We start from the raw sequence: 20026 nt of genomic DNA, 5'->3' as shown, positions 1-20026 counted from the left end.
TCTGCCCACCGGTCAACCGGTGGGAGCCACGAAGAGCAGGACGACCAGCACCGCGCAGGTGACGGTCGTGTAGGTGGAGACGGCCCACCGGCTGATGTGCCGGGTGCCGGTGCGGATATTGGTGAGGGTGAGGGCGCGGAATTCGCCGTAGCGGTTCTCGTGGCCCTCGGCGAAGGCCGGATCACCCACGTGCAGATCGGTACCGAACAGCGGCAGGAAGTGCAGCGTCCAGCGGGCGCCGGTGTCGTCGGTGATGCCGAGCCGCATGCCCTTTCGCATCCGGATGGGGGCGACGCGGCGCGCGGTGCGGGCCAGCGGACGCACCCCCGAACGGGTGAACAGGTAGATGAGCGCCGCGGTGGCGGCGACGCCGCCCAGCGTCGCACCCAGGATCGGATGCGACAGCCGGGCGATGTCCTCGGCCACCACGGCGACCGCCGCGATGACGAACCAGAACGGTTGCACCACGGGCATTCCCATCGGTTGCGGATCGCTGGTGACGATCCCGATCAGGCTGGACCGCCGGTAGCCCGACGCGGGTAGCGGAAAGGCGGCGATCCGGGCCAGTGGCCGGGCGCAGCCGCGGCAGCGCCGGGCATTGCTCAGATTGGTCCAGCCGCAGCGGAAACATCGTTCGGTGGTGTCGGCATACATGGTTTCCCCCCTTGGAACTTCCGGTCACCCCGATCGGCCCGGCGTGGTTTCCGATTGCGGTGCAGTTCCCGCTCCGCCATCCGGAGAGCCAGTCGCAGAATGACTTCCGGCAGCGTCAGTTCCAGTTCTTCGGCATGCAGTTCGGCCACTTCCAGGGCGAACGGGTCGTCGGCGGCCGCGGGGTCGCTGAGCATCTCGTCCAGGATCATCGCTGCGCGTGCCTGCTCGAAGGTCAGTTCTCGATCTGCCAGCCAGCTCACTGTCCAGCTGAAAGTCGTTGTGCAGAAGGCGACTTCGGGTGTCTTGTCGCTCGTGATGAACGTCGGGTCGTCGAAGAAAAGAACCATGGCGGGGCACCTCCTCGGGATGCCGGGCCACTCGGGGTGGCGTGGCACCAATGATAATCCATATCATTGGTGCCTAGCTAGGATCGTTATCTGCTTACGATGTATCTCGCAGTGGATAATTCGGGCATTGGTAACACTCTTGTGTTGCTGGGGCAGTCGATGCGGCGCTGTTGACACATCGTGCTTAGGATGGGTGTCGAGCCCTATCCAGGCGTATCACTGCGAAATCATGATGGGAGGCGCAGCATGTCTCACTCGACCACGAGCGACGAGGAACAGGTCGGGGAGCTGGTTCGCCGACTGCGCAAGGAGCGCGATCTCACGCAAGCGCAGCTGGCCGAGCGGGTCGGTTGCTCGCGCAGCCTCATACAGCAGATCGAGAACGGTACGCGCGTACCGCCTCTCGGACTGCGCGAACGCCTGAGCTCGGCCCTGGGTGAACAGCTCCCGGTCGCCGACGGGGACGCCGATATCGTCGGCAGCGACCTCCGCATGCGATTCAATATCCTGCTGGGCAAGGACTCCGAGGTGATCGAACGCGTGCTGGCCATCGCCCAGCGCCTGGTCGACCTCTCGGCCACCCGCGACGAGGTGGCCCCGCTGCGCGAAATCGCCGAGCGCCAACTGGACCGCGCCGAAGAGCTCATGGACCAGATCGCCAGCGGCACCGTGACCGTGCAGGACTGGAACACCATCAACGACTGGCTCACCGTCCTCGACGGCACCCGCTCCTCGGTGCGCACCATCCACACCGTGAACATCTCGACCATCAGCGGGCCCACCGGTGATAACTACAACGACCGCTTGATCGCCCTGGCCCGCGCCGCCGTCTCGGTGCAGCGGGTCTACGTCCTCGACACGATCACGGACGCCATCCCGCACGAGGACCGCCTCTGGGATCAGGCCCGCGCCGGCGTCGAAACCATTCTGGTCCCGCGCCGCTACGCACCGCGAGCCCCCAGCGTGCTCATCTTCGACGACGCCTACGTCGCCAAGGGCGAGTACGAGATCCAGGGCCGCGAGCGCATCGCCTCCCGCATCTCCTCGCTACGCCACGAGGTGCAGTTCGAATTGCGCCGCTTCACCGACGTTTACGAGCTCGACGATGCGGGCAAGGCAGTGCGAGTGGAGACCTTGATCGCGCAGCCGCCGCTGGCCGCCCACCGCGACAGCGAACTGGGAGAAGGGGATTGCCGTGCCCTGTTCCGCGCCGAACTGGCACGGGAGTGGGTACGGGTCGGTGGAGAGATCCCGGCCGAGGACGGACTCCGATGACCGATACCATCCCCGCGTGACCATCATCGGCGTACCGGTCGAGACCGCCGCACGGGAGCGCCGCGTCGCACTGACCCCGGCGGACGTCGCCCGGTTGGCGGCCGCGGGCTTCCGCGTGGTGGTCGAACAGGGCGCGGGCTGGCGAGCCGATTTCACCGACGCCGCTTATCGGGAGGCCGGCGCGGTCGTGGTGGCGGGCCCTGACGCGGTGTTCGACCTGGCGGACATCGTGGCATGGGTGAAACCACCTGTCTACGAACTGGATTCGATGCCCCTGCGGCCGGGGCACGTGCTGGTCGGGTTCCAGGACCCCGTTTACCGCGAGGACGGCATTGCTGCCCTTCGTGAGCGTGGCGTGGAATCCATTGCCTTCGAACATTTTTCACCGGCACGCGATGCCCGGCCAAGTGATGCGCTCGGCTCGGCCGACGGCGACCTCCCGCCGGTCGATGGGGATCGCGCTCGAACCGGTGGTGACCGCTCGTCGGGTGACGCCGTGGCACGCGTGGATCCGATGTCCGTCATGAGCATGATTGCCGGCGACGTCGCCTATCAGGAGGGCCGCGCGCTATTGCGGAAGGACGTCGGTGCCCGCCGGGTGCGCACCTTGGTGCTCGGTCCCGGCAAGGCCGGTCTCGCCGCTGTCGGCGCGGCTGTCGCGGGCGGGGACGAGCCGCCGATTGTGCTGGGCCGCCGCCCGGATCAGTCGGTCGTGGCGACTCGGCACGGCGCGGGCGAGTTCCTCGTGGGCCCCGATGCCGCGGCGGTCACCGAGATCATTGCGACCACCCACCCCGATCTGGTCATCTGCGCTGCGGGACGTGGCAGCCGGGCGCCCGTCCTGCTGGACGAATCAGGATTGCGGGCGCTCACGCCCGGCGCGGTGGTGGTCGATCTCGCGAAGAAGGCGGGCGGTAACTGCGTGGAGACGCGGGCCGACGACACGGTGGAACTGACGAACGGCGTGCGGGTCACGCATCGGTCGAACTATCCGGCATCGCGGCCGCACGCGGCCAGCAAGGCGTATGGGGCTGCGGTTGCCGCGCTATTGCCGGAGCTGGCTCGGGCGCTGGTTCCGGAGACGCCCATCGGACACAGTCGGAGATTCGCCGATCTTGCTGCCCGGGGTGGTTCGATACCGGAATGGACCTTCGCGGAACCGTTGATGGCCTCGTACCAGAACTGAAGGAGCTGCTCGGACGGCTGGTTTCGATACCGTCCATTGCGTTCCCCGATTATCCGAAGGAGAACGTGCGGCGGGCGCACGATCTCGTTGCCGATGAGTTGCGCAAGTCCGGGGTGGATGACCTTCGGGTGTTGAATCTGCCGGATACCTCGCCGGTGGTGTACGGGCGGATACCGGCGCCGCCGGGGGCGCCGACGGTGCTGTTGTACGGGCATTACGATGTGCAGCCCGCGGGGGATGAAAGTCTTTGGAATACACCGCCGTTCACGCCTACCGAGAAGGATGGGGCGATATACGGGCGGGGAGCCGCGGACTGTAAGGCCAATGTGGTGGCGCATATCGGGGCTCTGCGAGCCTACGGGGGTAAGCCCCCGGTCGGGGTCACCATCGTCATCGAGGGGCAGGAGGAGTACGGGTCGGTCTTCGACGACTATCCGGCGGAACAGCCGGAGCTCTTCGCGGCCGATGCGCTGCTCATCTGCGATGCGGGCAATATCCGGGCCGGGACACCGACATTGGTGACCGCGCTGCGCGGGGTGGCCGATGTGTTCGTGGAGGTTCGCACGCTGGCGGCGCCGGTGCATTCAGGTCAGTTCGGCGGCGCCGCGCCGGATGCGCTGCTGGCGCTCATCGCGGCGCTGGCCACGCTGCACGATGCGGACGGCAATGTCACGGTGCAGGGATTGCGGCGCGACCAGTGGAAGGGCGCGAACTACACCGACACGGAGTTCGCCGAAATCACCGGTATGGCACCGGGAATGCCGCTGCTCGGCACCGGGCCGATCGGTGAGCGCATCTGGTATGGCCCGGCCATCACCGTCATCGGCCTGGACGCTCCGCCGGTGAAGACCGCTGCGTCCGCGGTGGTTCCGTACGCCAAGGCGTATCTCAATGTGCGCGTGCATCCCGAACAGGACCCGGCCGAGGGGCAGCGCGCGGTCATCGAGCATTTGAAGAAGGTGAAGCCGTTCGGCATCGAGCTGACGGTCACCGGCGGCGATGTGGGTTCCGGATTCGCCTCGGGCACAGGAGGTCCCGCGTATGCGGCCATGCGCGACGCCATGAGCAAGGCGTGGGGGACCGAGACCGTGGACTCGGCCATGGGCGGGTCGATCCCGCTCACGAATTCCATGGCGGCCGCCAATCCGGGCTCCGAGGTGCTCATGCTGGGCGTCGAGGATTCCAAGTGCAATATGCACGGCTTCAACGAACGGGTCCTGGTGAGCGAGCTGGCCAATGTGGCGCTGGCCGAGTCCGAGTTCTTCCAGCTCTTCGCGGACAGGATGCGCAAATGAGCGACACCCGGACCGCCGAAGCAACCCCGGAACCCGCGCAGCACAGGAAGAAGCGCGGCTTCCCTTCCACGTACACCATTCTCGCCGGGGTCACCCTGGCGGTGTGGCTGGCGGCCTTCGTCATTCCGCCGGGCGCCTACCGGATGGACGACAAGGGCCACCCCATCGCGGGCTCGTATCACCGCCTCGACCAGACCAAGAACTTCGTGGAGCGGATGCGCGATCTGTTCCTCGCACCGGTCAACGGCCTCTACGGCATCGAGGACGGTAAAACCGGTCAGGTAGCCCCGGATCTTTCCGGTTCGCTGTACGGTGCGGCGGCCGTGTTCCTGTTCGTGCTGGCGGTGGGCGCGTTCATCACCGTCGCCTTCGCCACCGGCGCGCTGGACAGCGGTATCGGCCGGCTGGCGTACAAGCTGCGCACGCGCTCGTTCCTGCTGATCATCGGCATCATGGTGGTGTTCGCGGTGGCGGGCACGGTGGAGGGTTTCGCGGAGGAGACGCTGGGCTTCTACGCACTGCTGGTGCCGCTGACCCTGGCGCTGGGCTACGACCGCATGACCGCGGTCGGCGCGATCATTGCCGGAGCCGGTGTGGGCGTGCTGTGTTCGACGGTCAATCCGTTCGCCACCGGTACCGCGTCGTCGGCGGCCGGTATCGCCATCGGTGACGGCATCGTGCTGCGCCTGGCCATGCTGGTGGTGCTCACCATCGCCACCGTCGGCTATGTGCTCTGGTACGCGCGTCGGGTGAAAGCCGATCCGGGCAAGTCCTGGTCCGGCTGGCAGCCGGGGGATCGGGACGTGAAACCCGAAGACCACGAACCGGATCCGATGACCCGCCGCCAGGTGCTGGTGCTGTGGCTGGTCGGAATCACCTTCGCCTTCATGATTTTCGCGATCATTCCGTGGGGCACGGTCATCAAGGGCCCGGACGCGGCCAAGTATCCGTGGGAATTGGATTGGTATTTCCCGGAACTCACCGCGCTGTTCCTGGTCGGCGCCGTGGTGGTCGGCCTGTGCGGCGGGCTCGGCGAGGCGAAGATGTCCGAGCAGATCGGTAAGGGCTTCAGCGATTTCGTGGGTGCGGGCTTCGTCATCGTGCTGGCCCGCGGCGTCACGGTGATCATGAACAATACGCAGATCACCAGCACCGTGCTGCATGCGCTGGAAGGCATGGTCACCGGCACGTCGTCGGCGGTGTTCGCGGTCGCGGTGTTCCTGGTGAACATTCCGCTGGCCTTCCTGATCCCGTCCACGTCGGGGCATGCGACGCTGGCCATGCCGATCATGGCGCCGCTCGCCGATTTCGCGAATGTACCGCGCTCCCTGGTGGTTACGGCGTGGCAGTCGGCGTCGGGCTGGGCGAATCTGGTCACTCCGACCACGGCGGTGGTGACGGGTGGTATCGCGCTGGCGAAGGTGCGCTACGACCGGTACGTGAAGTTCATCGTGCCGCTCATGGGGATTCTGTTCGTGCTCATCTGCGTGTTCCTGGCGATCGCCGCCTGGATCGGCTGAACCGGTCCGGGCGGCGACCGCCGTCGCATCAGGTCAGCTGTACTACCGCGGTGGCCCGCCCGAAGATCTTGCGTCCCTCGTGCATCGCGGTGAGCGCCACCGTGGCGGTGCCGGCTTCCGCGTCGATCGATTTGATCTTGCCGGTGTATTCCATGGTCGTCGGCCCGTCGATCGGGACGTAGACCGGAGTGCTCATCCGCACGCTGTACTGCTTCAGTGCGCCCGGATCGCCCAGCCACGAGGTGACGAAGCTCGCGCCGTACGCCATGGTCAGAATGCCGTGGGCCACCACGCCGCGTTCCAGGCCGACCGCGTGCGCCGCCCCGGTGTGCCAGTGGATGGGGTTGGAGTCGCCGGCCACGCCCGCATAGCGGACGAGATCGCCGATGGTGAGAGTGACGGCGCGCGAAGGTAATTCGTCGCCCTCGCGGATCGAGTCCAGCCGGGGCGTGTGCGGACTCCGATAGGAGGCGAATTTCGGCACCCAGCCCGGGATTTCGATCAGGCGTGGCGAGCGCTCCGCGATGAGGTCCGTCCCGCGGTGCAGGATGTCCTGGATCAGCCGGGTGGCCGCGACGTTCTCCTCGGTCTGCCCGGAGCGGGTGATCACGCTGGTGGCTCCGGTGAGCACCGCCTCGCCGTGCTGGTCGGTCAGGACGTTCTCGATGACGAGCATGTCGCCGCCGAAGGCCTGCCGGAACGAGCGCAGGGCCATATTGCTGACCAGCCGGTCGCCGGCCAGGATCGGGCGGTGATAGTCCAGGACCTGATCGGTCTGGACGGACGAGGTCAGGTTGTAGCCGGCCAGTAGTTCGGTCATGGCGTACTGCACCGCTCCGCTGAGTACGGAGGTGAAGGTGGGCGAGGCCGGTAGCGCGGGGTAGCCGAGCGCGGCGGCGGCCTGCTCGTCCCAGTGCGCGGGGTGGTCGTCCTGGACGGCGGTCGCGTATTCGCGGATCTTTTCCCGGCCGACCTCGTATTGCCGGTCGAGGGTGTACCACCGGCCCATCATGGCGTGGGCGTGTTCGACCGGATCGAAGTCCGGGAGGCCGGACAGGGGTGGATCGGACGCGGTGTCCGGGGCTTCGAGCATGTGCAAAGCCTTCTCCTTGATCGAGTGACTGACCCGGATTTCCGCGACAGCGTATGACGAACCGCTCGCTCGGTTTGTTGGCCATGCCGTCGGATGCCGGTGGAATATCGGCACCGGAGGCGTGGTTCATTTGGTTGCCATATCCACAAAAATGGATATCGAGAAAGAGGAGGACCCGTGCAGTTCGGAATCTTCACCGTCGGAGATGTGACCCAGGACCCGACCACCGGCCGCACCCCGAGTGAGGCCGAGCGCATCCAGGCCATGGTCGCCATCGGTGAGAAGGCCGAGGCGGTGGGACTGGACGTCTTCGCGACCGGTGAACACCACAACCCGCCCTTCGTCCCGTCCTCGCCCACCACCATGCTGGGCTACCTGGCGGCCAAGACCGACAACCTCATCCTCTCCACCGCGACCACCCTGATCACCACCAACGATCCGGTGAAGATCGCGGAAGACTTCGCCATGCTGCAGCACCTGTCCGGCGGCCGCGTGGACCTCATGCTGGGCCGCGGCAATACCGGACCCGTCTACCCCTGGTTCGGCAAGGACATCCGCGACGGCCTGGCCCTCGCGGTCGAGAACTACCACCTGCTGCGGCGACTGTGGCGCGAACAGCGCGTGGACTGGGAAGGTCAGTTCCGTACGCCCCTCAACGGATTCACCGCCACCCCCGCACCGCTGGACGGCACTCCGCCGTTCGTCTGGCACGGTTCCATCCGCTCGCCCGAAATCGCCGAGCAGGCCGCGTATTACGGCGACGGGTTCTTCCACAACAACATCTTCTGGAACAAGGAACACACCCAGCAGATGGTGAACCTGTACCGCCGGCGCTTCGAGCACTACGGGCACGGCGCGGCCGATCAGGCCATCGTCGGACTCGGCGGCCAGGTCTTCATGGCCGAGACCGAAGCCGAAGCGAAGAAGGTCTTCCGGCCCTACTTCGACAATGCCCCCGTCTACGGGCACGGGCCGTCGCTGGAGGACTTCACCGAGCTGACCCCGCTCACCGTGGGCACGCCCGAGCAGGTCATCGAGCGCACGCTCGGCTTCGCCGACACCGTGGGCGACTACCAGCGCCAGCTGTTCCTCATGGACCACGCCGGCCTGCCCCTGGACGTGGTGCTGGAACAGATCGAGATCCTCGGCACCGCAGTGGTTCCGGTGCTGCGCAAGGAATTCGAGGCGCGCCGCCCGGCACATGTGCCCAGCGATCCGCCCACCCACGCCGGTCTGGTCGAGGCCGGACCGGATACACCGCACCACCTGGTCGAACCCGCCCGCGAGCGCGTGCTCGCCGAAGAGAAGTGAGGACGAGCGTGAGCCGCAAACTCGTAGTGCTGACGGCCGGGCTGTCGCAGCCGTCGTCGACCCGCCTGCTCGCCGATCAGCTCGCCGACGCGGTCTCGTCGGCGGTCGGCGGCCGCGGGGAGAGCCTCGAGGTCGAGGTGATCGAACTGCGGGAACTGGCAAGCGATCTCGCCACCACCCTGACCACCGGCGGTCTGCCCACACCTGCAGTGGCGGCCGCGCGCGAGAAGGTCTCCGCCGCAGACGGTTTGATCGCGGTGACCCCGGTCTTCACGGCCAGCTACAGCGGCTTGTTCAAGATGTTCATCGATGTCCTCGACACCGATGCGCTGAACGGCATGCCGGTGCTGATCGCGGCGACCGCGGGTACGGCCCGGCATGCGCTGGTACTGGATTTCGCCATGCGCCCGCTGTTCACCTACCTGCGTTCGGTCGTGGTGCCAACCGGAGTCTTCGCTGCCACAGAGGATTTCGGTTCCACCGGGCTGACGGATCGGATCCAGCGTGCGGCAAGTGAACTCGCGCAGCTGATCGTCGCCGAGCCCACCGGCGTGCAGGGCTTCCTGCGGGACGAGCCGCCCCGCCACCGCACCTCGGGCAATTCGCTCGGCGAGGTGACCCCGTTCAGCCGGCTGCTCGCCGGTCACACCGGCAACGGCTCCGAATCACATGCCCTTGGGTGAGCGCTGGGGCATGAACCCGAACATGTACCCCGCCACCCGCCGCATCTGAATCTCCTCACTACCCTCGGTGATTCGATAACGCCGGTGGTGGCGGTAGATGTGCTCGAACGGCGTGTGCCGGGAATAGCCGAGCCCGCCGTGTACCTGCATGGCGCGATCGGCGGCCTCGCAGCAGAGCCGATTGGACCAGTAATTGCACATCGACACCTGCGCCGACTGCGTGAACGGGCCGAAATGATCCATGGCCCAGGCGGTCTTGTGAATCAGGGCGCGCAGCATCTCGCATTGGGTCTGTAGCTCCACGAGGGGGAACTGGATCCCCTGATTCACCGCCAGCGGCCGGCCGAAAGTCTTGCGCTCCAAGGCATAGGCCACCGATCGATCGATACAGAACTGTGCCGCACCGAGACTGGAGGCGGCCTGCCGAATCCGGTTCTCGTTGAAGAAGTGCTGGACCACCGCCAGCCCGCGCCCCTCGCCGCCGAACACCGCGCTGTCCGGGACCCGGACATCGGTGAGCGTCACATGGGCGTGATCGGTCGGCATATTGAATGTCCACAGGAACTCCGCGATCTCGAAGCCCGGTGTCTCGACCGGCACCAGGAACGCCGTGATCCCGGAGGCGTCGCCGGGCACACCGGCGGTGCGCGCGAAGACCAGATCCGCGCGGGCATGGTGCATGCCGGAGTTGAAGGTCTTCTCCCCGTTGATGATCCACTCGCCGCCGGCGCGAACGGCGGTGGTCTCCATATGGGTGGCGTCGGAGCCGTGCTCGGGTTCGGTGATGCCGAAGCCGAAGAACGCGGCGCCGGTGGCCAATTCGTCGATCCACTCCGCTTGCTGTGCCGCGGAGCCGTACTCGGCCATCAGCAGTAGTCCCACATTGTTGGCCACGATGGCGTGCTCGTTCTGCAGATCGCAGTGCAGGCCCAGACCGCGACGAGTGAGATGTTCCCGGATCACCGCCATATCGAGGTTCGACCCGCCGCGGCCGCCGTATTCGACGGGGTACGCGTAGCGCAGATGCCCGGCCGCGTCCGCGCGCCTGCGGGTTTCGGCGAGCAGGGCCTCCCAGTCGGCGGTGGGCAGGCCGCCGCCGTCCCAGTCGGTGCGGGCATGCTCCCGGCGGTGATCGAAGAACCTGATGTTGTCGTGGATCTGTTCCAGCGGCACGATCTCGCGCTCGATGAAATCGTCCAGTTCGGCCAGGTACTTCACCAGCTGGTCCGGCAGTTGGAAATCCATGCGGTTCACCTCGATCCGGCGGGGCGGATCTGCATGAGCAGATCCCATTCGATCTCCGGGATGCGGCGGCCACTGGCCGCCATGACGATATTGCGCACGCTGCCGTCCAGATGCGCCTCGGCCTGCGCGGCCAGCATGGCGCCCCACGCCAGCGTGCAGGCGACCTTCCACCAGCGGAAGCGGTCCTCGTCGAATTCGCCACCGGCATTGCGGTATCCGTGCACGACCACCGCGCGGCCCGCGAAGCCGCCGAATTCGCGATCGTCCACGCCGAATCGCCACATGCGCAGGGCGGACCAGGCGAGATCGCGCATCGGGTCGCTGTACCGTTGCGCGCCTTCCCAATCCAGGACGGCGCAGATGCCGTCCGGGCCGACGATCAGATTGCCATTGCGGATATCGGTGTGCACCAGGGTGAGTCGCGCCGGGCGGGCGGGCAGCCGCCGATGCAGCCAGCGCAGCGCCAGCCCGAACACCGGGCGGTCACCGAGCAGCCGCGCCACCGTCGGCTCGACATCGCGGAGCAGGTCCACGGCCGGGTTGGCGTCGGGCCGGCCGGGCAGGGCGGGAGTGGCGGATTCGGGATCGATATCGTGCAGGCGGCCCATGAGCTGCCCGAGTTGCTCGGCGATCAGATCACCGGTCCCCGCGGCCTGTACGAGCCGCAGCACCCGGCGCGGCACCGTCTCGCCATCGAGCCGCTCGGACAGCATGAACGGCTCCCCGGCGAATTCAGTGTCGTCGCACACGCCCACCACACGCGGCGCCTGCACACCCCGATCCCGGGCCAGCTCGCGCACCGCGGCCTCGGCCGCGACGGGCAGCTGCTGGACGGCGCTCGGCACCAGGGTCGCGACCAGACGCAGCACATGATCGCCGGTATCGGCGTCGACGGCGATATTGCGCCGCCGCGCCCCCGCCGAAAGCGGCTGCATATCAGTGATTTTCACCGGGCGCCCGAGTTCCCCGGTGAGGAATCGCGCCAGCCCGGCCGCCAGGTCGGGAGTCATTCCCCCTCCCAGGCGTCATAGCCGGGTTTGGCGATGGACAGGTCGGCGCGGACGATCTCGACCAGCGCCGCCCACAGTTCCGCCTCATCGGCCGGGTCGAGGTCGGCGCGGGCTTCCCGTTCGCGCCGTGCGGTTTCCGGCCCGAGGCGCAGCTCGCGCTCCAGCAGGCGCGCGAGATGCGCTCCGACGCGGGCCTGATGCCGTAGCTCCGGCGGCAGCGCGGGCAGCAAGGTGTCCTCGAGCAGTTCCGCCAGCGTCGTCAGCAACTCCGTGGCGGTGGGCCGGTACTGCATCCCGCCTCCCTGGCTCGAATACGGCTGATGCACAGGTCTGTTCGGGATGTTACGGCGTCGGGATGCTCCGGCGGCGCGGTTCAGCGCAGGGCGGGAATCACTTCCCGTTCGAAGAGGTCGAGTCCGGTGGTGTCGTACGCAAGCTCCGGGAAGTAGTGAATGGCGTAGCCGAGGCCGAGATCACGAGCCTGCGAGAGCTTTTCGATGACCTGTTCCGGGGTGCCGACGGCCGCGGATTTGCTGAAGTAATCCTCGACGTACTTCCGGGCGCCGTCCGCGCCGAGGGCCGCCGCCATCCGCGACTCGACCTCACCGAGTCGGTCCTGGACCTCGGCCTCGGTCGCGGCGACCAGGGTATTGAAGTTGGCGCTGCGGGTGATGGCGTCGAAATCGGTGCCGACGGCGGCACAGTGGCCGCGCAGCAGCTCGGACTTCTGGGTGAAGATCTCCGGTTCGGCGGAGAAGTTGGTGTACTGCGCGTATTTCGCGGCAATGCGCAGCGTGACCTTCTCACCGCCGCCGGCGACCCAGATCGGAATGCCGCCCTGCTGCAACGGTTGCGGCTGCACGATGGCGCCGTCCACCTGGTAGTACTTGCCGTCGAGGGTGGCCGAGCCGGTGCTCCACGCCTGCCGGAAGATCTGCACGCCCTCGTCGAGACGGCCCAGGCGCTCCCCGGCGGGCGGGAATCCGTAGCCGTACGCGCGCCATTCGTGCTCGTACCAGCCGCCGCCGATGCCCATGTCGACCCGGCCGCCGGAGATGAGGTCCACGGTGGCCGCGACCTTGGCCAGGTAGGCCGGATTGCGGTAGCCCATGGCGGTGCACATCTGGCCCAGCCGGATGCGCGAGGTGGCGGCCGCGAACGCGGACATGAGGGTCCAGGCCTCGTGGGTGGCCTCGGCGGTCGGTTGCGGGGTGGTGTGGAAGTGGTCGTACACCCACAGCGATTCCCAGTCGGGCGTGGCGTCGGCGCGTTGCGCCAGGTCCCGCATCACGCCCCACTGCGCCGCCGGGTCGATGCCGACCAGGTCCAGCCGCCAGCCCTGGGGGATGAAGATGCCGAAACGCACGCCGTGCCTCCTTGGTATGGGAACAGATTCGTCACCACCCTTCCCTTTCATCCCATGATCGGCAACCGTTCGCCGCGCGCGGCGTCTAATCCGTGGTCGCGGGGGAGTTCAGGTCGGTGGGGCCGAGCACCTTGCGCAGCGCGTTCGCGACGGTGTCGAGTTCGGTGGGGTCGAGTGGCCCGCCCATCCGGCGTTCGATGCCGGCGAGATAGTGCGGTGCGGCCTCCCGGAAGCGGCGGCGGCCGTCGTCGGTGATGGCGACGAAGGCCGAGCGGCCGTCGTCGGGGTTGGATTCGCGCCGGACCAGGCCCTGCGCCTCGAGTTCGGTGACCAACCGGCTGACGCGAGTGCGGCTGAGCACCACGCGTTCTCCGAGGTCGCTCATCCGGAGTCGTTGCGGTCCATCCAGTTCCAGCAGGACGTCGTACCAGCTCAGCGGGAGTCCGGTGGCGCGGCGCAGTTCGGCGTCGAGTTCGGGCACGAGTTTGGCGTGCACCTGCAGCAGGGCCGCCCAGGCGTCGACGGCCGGATGGGATTGGTTCACGCCCTGATTCTAACCAGTTGCGTGCGCTCGCACATAAGTAGTAGCGTGCACACGCACATAAAATTCGTGCTCGGAAGGGAAATCCCATGACCGCACTCATCACTCGCGACGAACTCGCCACGGAAATCGAGGCCGGATCGGTGATCGTGCTCGACGCCCTCGGTGGCGAGTACTACGCCAAGGCGCATCTGCCCGGCGCGCTGGCACTGGTCGAGGCCGAGGTGGAAGCCAGAGCGCCGCAACTGCTTCCGGACCGGGACGCCGCCATCGTGACCTACTGCTCCAACCCGGCCTGTGCCAACAGTCAGCAGGTGGCGACCAAGCTGGAGCAGCTGGGCTACACCAATGTCCGCAAGTATCGGGAAGGCATTCAGGACTGGTCCGAAGCGGGGCTGCCGATCGAAAGCTGATCTCCCGCGGCGGAACGGCTGATCCCCACCGGGTTGGCGGCGGGGATCAGTGCGGGTTGTCTGAGACAACATTAGGATGTGGTCGAGTTCGACCAGCAGCCGACCAGCGGGGAGGGGCTCGACGATGAGCACGATCCAACTGAACGCACCCGATGGCGCCATCGACGCTTTTCTGGAAATGCCCACCGGACCCGGCCCCTGGCCCGGCGTGGTGGTCCTGCACGACGGCATGGGCCTGACCGAGGACGCCCGCAATACCGTCCGCCGGTTGGCCGCCAACGGCTACCTGGCCATCGCCCCGAACCTGTTCGCGCGCGGCCGAGTGCGCTGCGTGCCGGCTGTACTGCGCGAGGTGCTGACCAATCGCGAGGGCCGCACCAGCCGCGACATTCTGGCCGCCCGCTCCTACCTCGCCGACGACACGCAGTGCACCGGGCGCATCGCCGTGGTGGGCTTCTGCCTCGGCGGCGGATTCGCGCTGCTGGTGGCGCCCAAGGGTTTCGACGCGGCCGCGCCGTTCTATCCGTCGGGGAGCGGCAAATACGCGGAGATGCTGCGTGGTTCCTGCCCGGTCGTGGCGAGCTACGGTGCGCTCGACCCGCTGAACCCGGGCCGCGGGCCCAAGCTGGAACGTGTCCTCACCGAATACGGCGTCGACCATGACGTCAAGGTGTATCCGGGCGTCACCCACGCCTTCGCCAACGAGACGCCCGCCGAACCGTTGCTGCGGGTCACCGGACTGGGCTACGACTCCGACGCCACCGCGGACGCGTGGCGGCGCATCTTCGCCTTCTTCGACACCCATCTGAACTGAACCGGTTCCAATTCGGTCCGGGTTCGTGCGACCCTGGGAACGAAATATCCTGACAGACAAGGGAGTCTGGTCATGCCGTCCGCCATGTTCGTCGACGATCGGTTCATCGGCGTCGCCGCGAAGTTCTTCGCCCTCTTCGGACCTCCGCGCAAGGGCGGCGGCGCGGTTGCGGTCTATCTGCACGGTGAGCCGGTGGTGGACATCTGGGCCGGCTTCGCCGCACCCGGCCGCCGCTGGCAGGAGGACACCATGGCGATGGCCTACTCCACCGGCAAGGGCGTGGCCGCCACGGTGCTGCACCGGCTGGCCGATCGCGGCCTGATCGATTACGACGCACCGGTGGCCGACTACTGGCCGGAGTTCGCGGCCAACGGCAAGGCCGGCATCACCGTGCGTGATGTGCTGCGGCATCGGGCCGGACTGCAACAGATACGTGGGCTGCTGCCGGATGAAGCCGACCTGCTCGACCATGATGCGGTGGCCGCCGCGCTGGCCGCCAGCGCACCGGATCCGCTGCGCTACAAGGCGTCCGGCTACCACGCCATCACCTTCGGCACGCTGGTGGCCGAGATCTGCCGGCGGGTGACCGGCCGCGACTTCCGGGACGTGGTCCGGCAGGAGCTCGCGGTTCCGCTGGGCGACAACGACTTCTGGTTCGGGGTGCCGGTGCACGAACGCGGCCGCCTCGCCAAGCTCGGCCCGCGCATGAGCGTCGCCAAGCTGCCGGTGGACGGGCTGCTCGGGATCGCGGCGGCCGTGCCGCCGCTGCGTTCACTGCGCGGCGTGCTGTACGACGGCATGCTGAATTCGGCGCAGGTCTCCGACACCGTCTACGACGCCATGATGCCCGGCTGGAACGGGGTCTTCACCGCCCGCTCACTCGCGCGCATGTACGGGGCCATCGCCAATGACGGCCTGGTCGGCACTCAGCGGCTGCTGAAATCCGACACCGCGGCCCGCATTGCCGAGATGCCGTTCAACAGCAAGTACGACTACGTGCTCGGCGGTCCGCCGAATCACTCGCTCGGCTACCACCGCGCGATCGTCGGAACCCATATCCGCCGGGATGCGCTGGGGCACTTCGGCATCGGCGGTTCCGGCGCCATGGCCATGCCCCGGCTGGGGCTGTCGATCGCGTTCGTCACCAATCACCTGGGCAATATGGTGTCCACGCTCGGCGACGCGCGCTTGCCGGTGCTGGCGGCGCTCGCCGCGCGGGCCGCACGCGAGCTTCCGGAATCGGAGTCGGTGCGGTCCGCGGCGGCGAGTTAGGTCAGAATCCGGCCTCGTCCAGCTGCATGGCCTCGAGGTCGATGGCCGCGAGGACGGCCCGGTCGGCGGACAGCCGGGGCAGCACCTCGCGGGCGAAGAACGTCGCGACCGTGACCTTGCCTTCGTAGAAGGCGCGGTCCGCGGCGGCCATCTCGGAACCCAGTGCGGTGAGCGCCGTTTCGGCGTTCACCAGCAGCCGCCACGCCACCACCAGATCGCCGACGGCGAGCAGGAAACGCACCGAACCGAGGCCGACCTTGTACAGCTCCGCCGGCTGCTGTTGTCCCGCCAGCAGGTAGCCGGTGAGGCTGCCCGCCATTTCCTGCACCTCGGTGAGAGCCGTTGCCAGCAGGCCCTTCTCGACCTTGAGCCGGCCATTGCCGACGGTGGATTCGGTGGTCTCGCGAATCTTCCCGGCCAGGTGGGCCAGGGCCACGCCGCGGTCGCGGGCGATCTTGCGGAAGAAGAAGTCCTGCGCCTGGATGGCGGTGGTGCCCTCGTAGAGGGAGTCGATCTTGGCGTCGCGGATGTACTGCTCGATCGGGTAGTCCTGCAGGAAGCCGGAGCCGCCGAAGGTCTGCAGCGATTCGGTCAGGTACTGGTAGGCGCGCTCGGAACCGACACCCTTGACGATCGGCAGCAACAGATCGTTCACCCGCGCCGCCAGATCCGGGTCGGCACCCGAAACCTGCTGGGCCACCACATCATCCTGATGCGCGGCGGTGTACAGGTACACCGAGCGGAGACCCTCCGCGTAGGCCTTCTGCATGAGCAGAGCGCGGCGCACGTCCGGGTGGTGGGTGATGGTGACGCGCGGCGCGTTCTTGTCCGCCATCTGGGTCAGGTCGGCGCCCTGCACGCGGATCTTCGCGTACTCCAAGGCATTCAGGTATCCGGTCGACAGGGTGGCAATGGCCTTGGTGCCCACCATCATCCGCGCATTCTCGATGACCTTGAACATCTGCGCGATGCCATTGTGCACCTCACCCACCAGCCACCCCTTGGCCGGCACGCCGTGCCCGCCGAAGGTGACCTCGCAGGTGGCCGACGCCTTCAACCCCATCTTGTGCTCGACATTCGTCACGAAAGCGCCATTGCGCGCACCGATCTCACCGGTCTCATGATCGAACTCGAATTTGGGCACGAGGAACAACGACAGCCCCTTGGTACCCGCCACCGCACCTTCGGGCCGCGCCAGCACCATATGCACGATGTTCTCGAACAGGTCGTCGGAGTCGGCGGACGTGATGAACCGCTTCACACCCTCGATGTGCCAGGACCCATCCGCCTGCCGAATCGCCTTGCTGCGCCCCGCGCCCACATCCGATCCGGCATCCGGTTCGGTCAGCACCATGGTCGCGCCCCAGCCGCGTTCCACCGCGAACTGCGCCCACCGCTGCTGCTGCTCGGTCCCGAGCGTGTACAGGATCTGCGCCATGGCCGGGCCCATGGTGTACATGTGTGCCGCCGGCTGCGCACCGAGCACGAATTCGGTGATGGCCCAGGTCAGCATGGCGGGTGCGGGGACGCCGCCGATGGCCTCGATCCGGCCGACCCGCCACCACTCGGCGTCATACCAGGCCCGCACCGCCCGCTTGAAGGACTCCGGCAGCGTGACCGCGTGCGTATCCGGATCGAAAGTAGGTGGAGTCCGGTCGGTCTCGGCGAACGGCGCGGCCACCGGCCCCTCGGCCAACCGGGCCGCCTCGGCCAGCATCGACCGCACGGTATCGCCATCGAGATCGCCGAACGCGCCCGAGGACAGCAGACTATCGAGTCCGTACACCTCGAACAGATTGAACTCGAGGTCGCGCACATTGCTCTTGTAATGGCTCACGCGCCGAATCTCCGTGAACCGAACGCCTCCGGCAATGGATTGTTAATCGCGACTAAGCAACCGGGCGCTGATCCGGTCGGTGACAATATGCCGAAAGACGGGCGCAGACACGCGATATGTTAACTACCGCTAAGTGGGAGAAATCACTGGCGAGGTTCCGTTGCTGTTACCGGCCCGGGTTTGCGCAGCGGGACGGGCGCCGCTTCGATCGCCTCGCCGATCGCGGTCAGTGCATCGACCAGGTCGGTGCGGCGGTACAGGCGGGGATTGCGGACCGACTCGATGACCACGGTCGTTACGGCGCGAATCAGGATGCGGGCCACGGGGATCGGCAGCTCCGGGCGGACGGCGTGGAGCATGCGCGCCCATCGTTCGATCCCGTCCAGTCGCACCCGGCGGTATCGCCGGACCGCGTCCTCCGGGAGGTGACGGGTCTCGCTCATGGTGATGCCCAGCAGGTCCGGGTCGTCCACGCCCAACTGGGCGAATCCGTGCAGCATGGATCGCATGGCGCCGGCCGCGCCCTGTCCCTCGGCCAGGGCGCGCGCCATCAGCAGCCCCATCCACTCGTCGTGGCGGCGCACGATGTGATCGAGTACCTCGGCCTTGCAGGAGAAGTGGTGGTAGAGGGCGGGGCCGGTGATGCCTACCGCCGCGCCGATGTCCTCGATCCCCACTGCCGCGTATCCGTGCAGGCTGAACAATCGGGCCGCTTCCGCGAGAATGCGTTCGGTGCGCAAGGCGCGATCCAGTTCGGTTCCGCCGCTGCCTGCCTTGGCTGTCCGCGGGGCAGGATTGTCGGCCGTCGCGGGCAATGGCACGTCCACCACGGCGGTGACCGCCGCATCCAGCACCCGTGCGGTCACGGCTGCGGGTAGCTCGGCCCGGTGATACGAGGGGCTGACCGCGATCGACAGCACGCACCAGCTCAGCAACTCCACGTCCGCTGCCGTGAGTTCGGGCCGTCGCGCCCGGATCGCCGCCCGCAGATTGCCGACCATCCGCACCGCCAGTCGCAGCACCGCGCTGCGATCCGCGGCGCTCACATGCCGGAACTCCAACTGCCACAATCGCGGCAGCACCCGCACCTCCAGCCCGACCCGCACCACCTCCGCCAGCACTTTCGCCCCGGCCGGGTCGTCCCGTCCCGCCTCCTCCACGCGTTGCGCGCATTCCCCCAGCCCCACTCGCAGACACTGCCCCAGCAGGTCCTGCTTGTTCCGGAAATGCCGATACAAGGCCGGCGGCGAAACCCCCACCGCAACAGCGATATCCGCCATGGAGGTCCCGTGATATCCATCGTGCGCGAACGCGTCGATGGCGGCCTCGAGAATCTCGGCCCGCCGCGTCCGGGGGCGACGCGCGCGCCCGCGCCCCGCCCCTCGCCGCTCGACCGCGGCGCTCCGCTCGCTCACACCGACCATTCTGTCGTCGCGCCCGCGGGTTCGCGCTGCGGGCGCGGGGTCACTCGTCGACGGTGATGGTGAGGTGGGGTTTGGGGGTGTCGTCGGCGTCGGCGACCATCTGCCAGACGGAGTCGATCATGGGGGCCAGCAGGAGTTCGCCGAATTGGCGGATGAGGACGGCGACTATCTGGGTGGATTCGCGGCGGGTGGTGGAGGCAACGCCCGCCTCGCGGAGGAAGAGGACCTCGCTGCGGACCAGTTCGACTATGCGCTCCAGGAACTTCAGCTGGGTGGGTTCGGGTTCGAGGATGGCGCGGCGGATGTAGTTCACGACCGCGGGGTTGTCGCGCAGCATTTCGCGGACGGCGTCGTCGCGGGCGCCGGTGACCTCGGCGGGGGTTCCGGTATCGGTGACCGAATGCACGGCTTGGTAGAAGTACTCGCCGATCAGCTGGTCGACGGCGTCGCGGAGGCCGGCCTTGGTCTTGAAGTGGTGCTGGACCAGGCCGAGGGTGACGCCGGCCTCGGCGGCGACCGCGCGCAGGGAGACGCGGGATTCGCCGTATTGGGCGAAGAGGTCCATGGCGGCATTGCGGATGCGCGCCTTGGCGGTCAGGTCGTCGTTGGTCGCTCGTGGATTCAGCATCGCGCCTCGATCGCCCTCGCCTCGTCGTCAGTGGTCGGGTCAGTCTACGTCGCGTAGTAATTGCTGGTCGTATGCCATGGAACCGCTACGGTTGACCCAATCACTATACAAA

The 20026-nt window shown here is 67.5% G+C and carries 20 protein-coding genes; 9 read left to right on the top strand and 11 right to left on the bottom strand.

Translation table 11 applies throughout. The features are described from left to right. Nucleotides 1-12: 12 nt before the first annotated feature. Nucleotides 13-654 carry a hypothetical protein gene (locus tag ACIP5Y_RS08665; RefSeq protein ID WP_400348816.1) on the bottom strand — a complete coding sequence of 214 codons (642 nt, stop codon included), beginning with the start codon at nucleotides 652-654 and terminating at the stop codon, nucleotides 13-15. After that, nucleotides 603-1001 (bottom strand): hypothetical protein, encoded by a 399-nt coding sequence (locus ACIP5Y_RS08660; RefSeq protein WP_400348814.1) that lies wholly within the window; start codon nucleotides 999-1001, stop codon nucleotides 603-605. Before ACIP5Y_RS08660 ends, ACIP5Y_RS08665 begins: the two co-directional genes overlap by 52 nt. Nucleotides 1002-1247: 246 nt before the next feature. Here ACIP5Y_RS08660 and ACIP5Y_RS08655 point away from each other — a divergent pair, with 246 nt between their 5' ends. From ACIP5Y_RS08655 to ACIP5Y_RS08640, 4 genes are read left to right on the top strand one after another with little or no spacing between them, the layout of a single operon-like run. Next, a complete protein-coding gene (locus ACIP5Y_RS08655; RefSeq protein ID WP_400348813.1) occupies nucleotides 1248-2276 on the top strand; it encodes a helix-turn-helix domain-containing protein in 1029 nt (342 codons plus the stop codon). Nucleotides 2277-2292: 16 nt separating this feature from the next. Further along, nucleotides 2293-3462 carry a hypothetical protein gene (locus tag ACIP5Y_RS08650; RefSeq protein ID WP_400348811.1) on the top strand — a complete coding sequence of 390 codons (1170 nt, stop codon included), beginning with the start codon at nucleotides 2293-2295 and terminating at the stop codon, nucleotides 3460-3462. Next, a complete protein-coding gene (locus ACIP5Y_RS08645; protein ID WP_400348809.1) occupies nucleotides 3420-4757 on the top strand; it encodes a M20/M25/M40 family metallo-hydrolase in 1338 nt (445 codons plus the stop codon). The genes ACIP5Y_RS08650 and ACIP5Y_RS08645 overlap by 43 nt, the downstream gene beginning before the upstream one ends. Then, nucleotides 4754-6277 carry a YfcC family protein gene (locus ACIP5Y_RS08640; RefSeq protein WP_400348808.1) on the top strand — a complete coding sequence of 508 codons (1524 nt, stop codon included), beginning with the start codon at nucleotides 4754-4756 and terminating at the stop codon, nucleotides 6275-6277. The genes ACIP5Y_RS08645 and ACIP5Y_RS08640 overlap by 4 nt, the downstream gene beginning before the upstream one ends. A gap of 28 nt (nucleotides 6278-6305) precedes the next feature. Here the strand turns inward: ACIP5Y_RS08640 and ACIP5Y_RS08635 are convergent, their stop codons facing one another. Continuing rightward, nucleotides 6306-7370 carry a fused (3R)-hydroxyacyl-ACP dehydratase subunits HadA/HadB gene (locus tag ACIP5Y_RS08635; RefSeq protein WP_400348807.1) on the bottom strand — a complete coding sequence of 355 codons (1065 nt, stop codon included), beginning with the start codon at nucleotides 7368-7370 and terminating at the stop codon, nucleotides 6306-6308. A gap of 177 nt (nucleotides 7371-7547) precedes the next feature. Between ACIP5Y_RS08635 and ACIP5Y_RS08630 the strand changes: the two genes are divergently transcribed. Together ACIP5Y_RS08630 and ACIP5Y_RS08625 are read left to right on the top strand one after the other, a co-directional pair. Continuing rightward, a complete protein-coding gene (locus ACIP5Y_RS08630; RefSeq protein ID WP_400348806.1) occupies nucleotides 7548-8681 on the top strand; it encodes an LLM class flavin-dependent oxidoreductase in 1134 nt (377 codons plus the stop codon). Nucleotides 8682-8689: 8 nt separating this feature from the next. After that, entirely contained in the window at nucleotides 8690-9364 is a 675-nt protein-coding gene (locus tag ACIP5Y_RS08625; protein ID WP_400348805.1) for an FMN reductase, read from the top strand. On the opposite strand, the gene ACIP5Y_RS08620 is transcribed toward ACIP5Y_RS08625, so the two are convergent. The 5 genes from ACIP5Y_RS08620 to ACIP5Y_RS08600 form a co-directional block, all read right to left on the bottom strand. Beyond that, complete coding sequence (locus tag ACIP5Y_RS08620) at nucleotides 9347-10609, bottom strand: acyl-CoA dehydrogenase family protein (RefSeq protein WP_400348804.1); 1263 nt, start codon at nucleotides 10607-10609, stop codon at nucleotides 9347-9349. The two genes, ACIP5Y_RS08625 and ACIP5Y_RS08620, sit on opposite strands and share 18 nt — an antisense overlap. A 5-nt stretch (nucleotides 10610-10614) precedes the next feature. Further along, nucleotides 10615-11619 carry a phosphotransferase family protein gene (locus ACIP5Y_RS08615; protein ID WP_400348803.1) on the bottom strand — a complete coding sequence of 335 codons (1005 nt, stop codon included), beginning with the start codon at nucleotides 11617-11619 and terminating at the stop codon, nucleotides 10615-10617. Beyond that, nucleotides 11616-11912: a DUF6285 domain-containing protein gene (locus tag ACIP5Y_RS08610; RefSeq protein ID WP_400348801.1), complete on the bottom strand. Its 297-nt coding sequence runs from the start codon at nucleotides 11910-11912 to the stop codon at nucleotides 11616-11618. The genes ACIP5Y_RS08615 and ACIP5Y_RS08610 overlap by 4 nt, the downstream gene beginning before the upstream one ends. An 80-nt stretch (nucleotides 11913-11992) precedes the next feature. Next, nucleotides 11993-12985: an LLM class F420-dependent oxidoreductase gene (locus tag ACIP5Y_RS08605; protein ID WP_400348799.1), complete on the bottom strand. Its 993-nt coding sequence runs from the start codon at nucleotides 12983-12985 to the stop codon at nucleotides 11993-11995. Nucleotides 12986-13070: 85 nt separating this feature from the next. Continuing rightward, nucleotides 13071-13529 (bottom strand): MarR family winged helix-turn-helix transcriptional regulator, encoded by a 459-nt coding sequence (locus ACIP5Y_RS08600; RefSeq protein WP_400348797.1) that lies wholly within the window; start codon nucleotides 13527-13529, stop codon nucleotides 13071-13073. 86 nt (nucleotides 13530-13615) lie between these two features. Between ACIP5Y_RS08600 and ACIP5Y_RS08595 the strand changes: the two genes are divergently transcribed. From ACIP5Y_RS08595 to ACIP5Y_RS08585, 3 genes are all read left to right on the top strand, one after another. Then, entirely contained in the window at nucleotides 13616-13939 is a 324-nt protein-coding gene (locus tag ACIP5Y_RS08595; protein ID WP_400348795.1) for a rhodanese-like domain-containing protein, read from the top strand. A 124-nt stretch (nucleotides 13940-14063) separates the two neighbouring features. Then, complete coding sequence (locus tag ACIP5Y_RS08590) at nucleotides 14064-14753, top strand: dienelactone hydrolase family protein (protein WP_400348793.1); 690 nt, start codon at nucleotides 14064-14066, stop codon at nucleotides 14751-14753. Nucleotides 14754-14825: 72 nt separating this feature from the next. Further along, nucleotides 14826-16025, top strand: a complete 1200-nt coding sequence (locus tag ACIP5Y_RS08585; protein ID WP_400348791.1) for a serine hydrolase domain-containing protein — start codon at nucleotides 14826-14828, stop codon at nucleotides 16023-16025. A gap of 1 nt (nucleotide 16026) precedes the next feature. Here the strand turns inward: ACIP5Y_RS08585 and ACIP5Y_RS08580 are convergent, their stop codons facing one another. From ACIP5Y_RS08580 to ACIP5Y_RS08570, 3 genes are all read right to left on the bottom strand, one after another. Beyond that, nucleotides 16027-17862 carry an acyl-CoA dehydrogenase gene (locus tag ACIP5Y_RS08580; protein WP_400348790.1) on the bottom strand — a complete coding sequence of 612 codons (1836 nt, stop codon included), beginning with the start codon at nucleotides 17860-17862 and terminating at the stop codon, nucleotides 16027-16029. 143 nt (nucleotides 17863-18005) lie between these two features. Next, complete coding sequence (locus ACIP5Y_RS08575) at nucleotides 18006-19277, bottom strand: TetR/AcrR family transcriptional regulator (protein ID WP_400348788.1); 1272 nt, start codon at nucleotides 19275-19277, stop codon at nucleotides 18006-18008. A 49-nt stretch (nucleotides 19278-19326) separates the two neighbouring features. After that, a complete protein-coding gene (locus tag ACIP5Y_RS08570; RefSeq protein ID WP_400348787.1) occupies nucleotides 19327-19914 on the bottom strand; it encodes a TetR/AcrR family transcriptional regulator in 588 nt (195 codons plus the stop codon). Between the last annotated feature and the right edge of the window lie 112 nt (nucleotides 19915-20026).

This window comes from Nocardia sp. NPDC088792 (genome assembly GCF_044750615.1).
GTDB lineage: Bacteria > Actinomycetota > Actinomycetes > Mycobacteriales > Mycobacteriaceae > Nocardia.
Note: the sequence above shows the minus strand (reverse complement) of the source record. Positions and strands in the feature narration are given on the sequence as shown.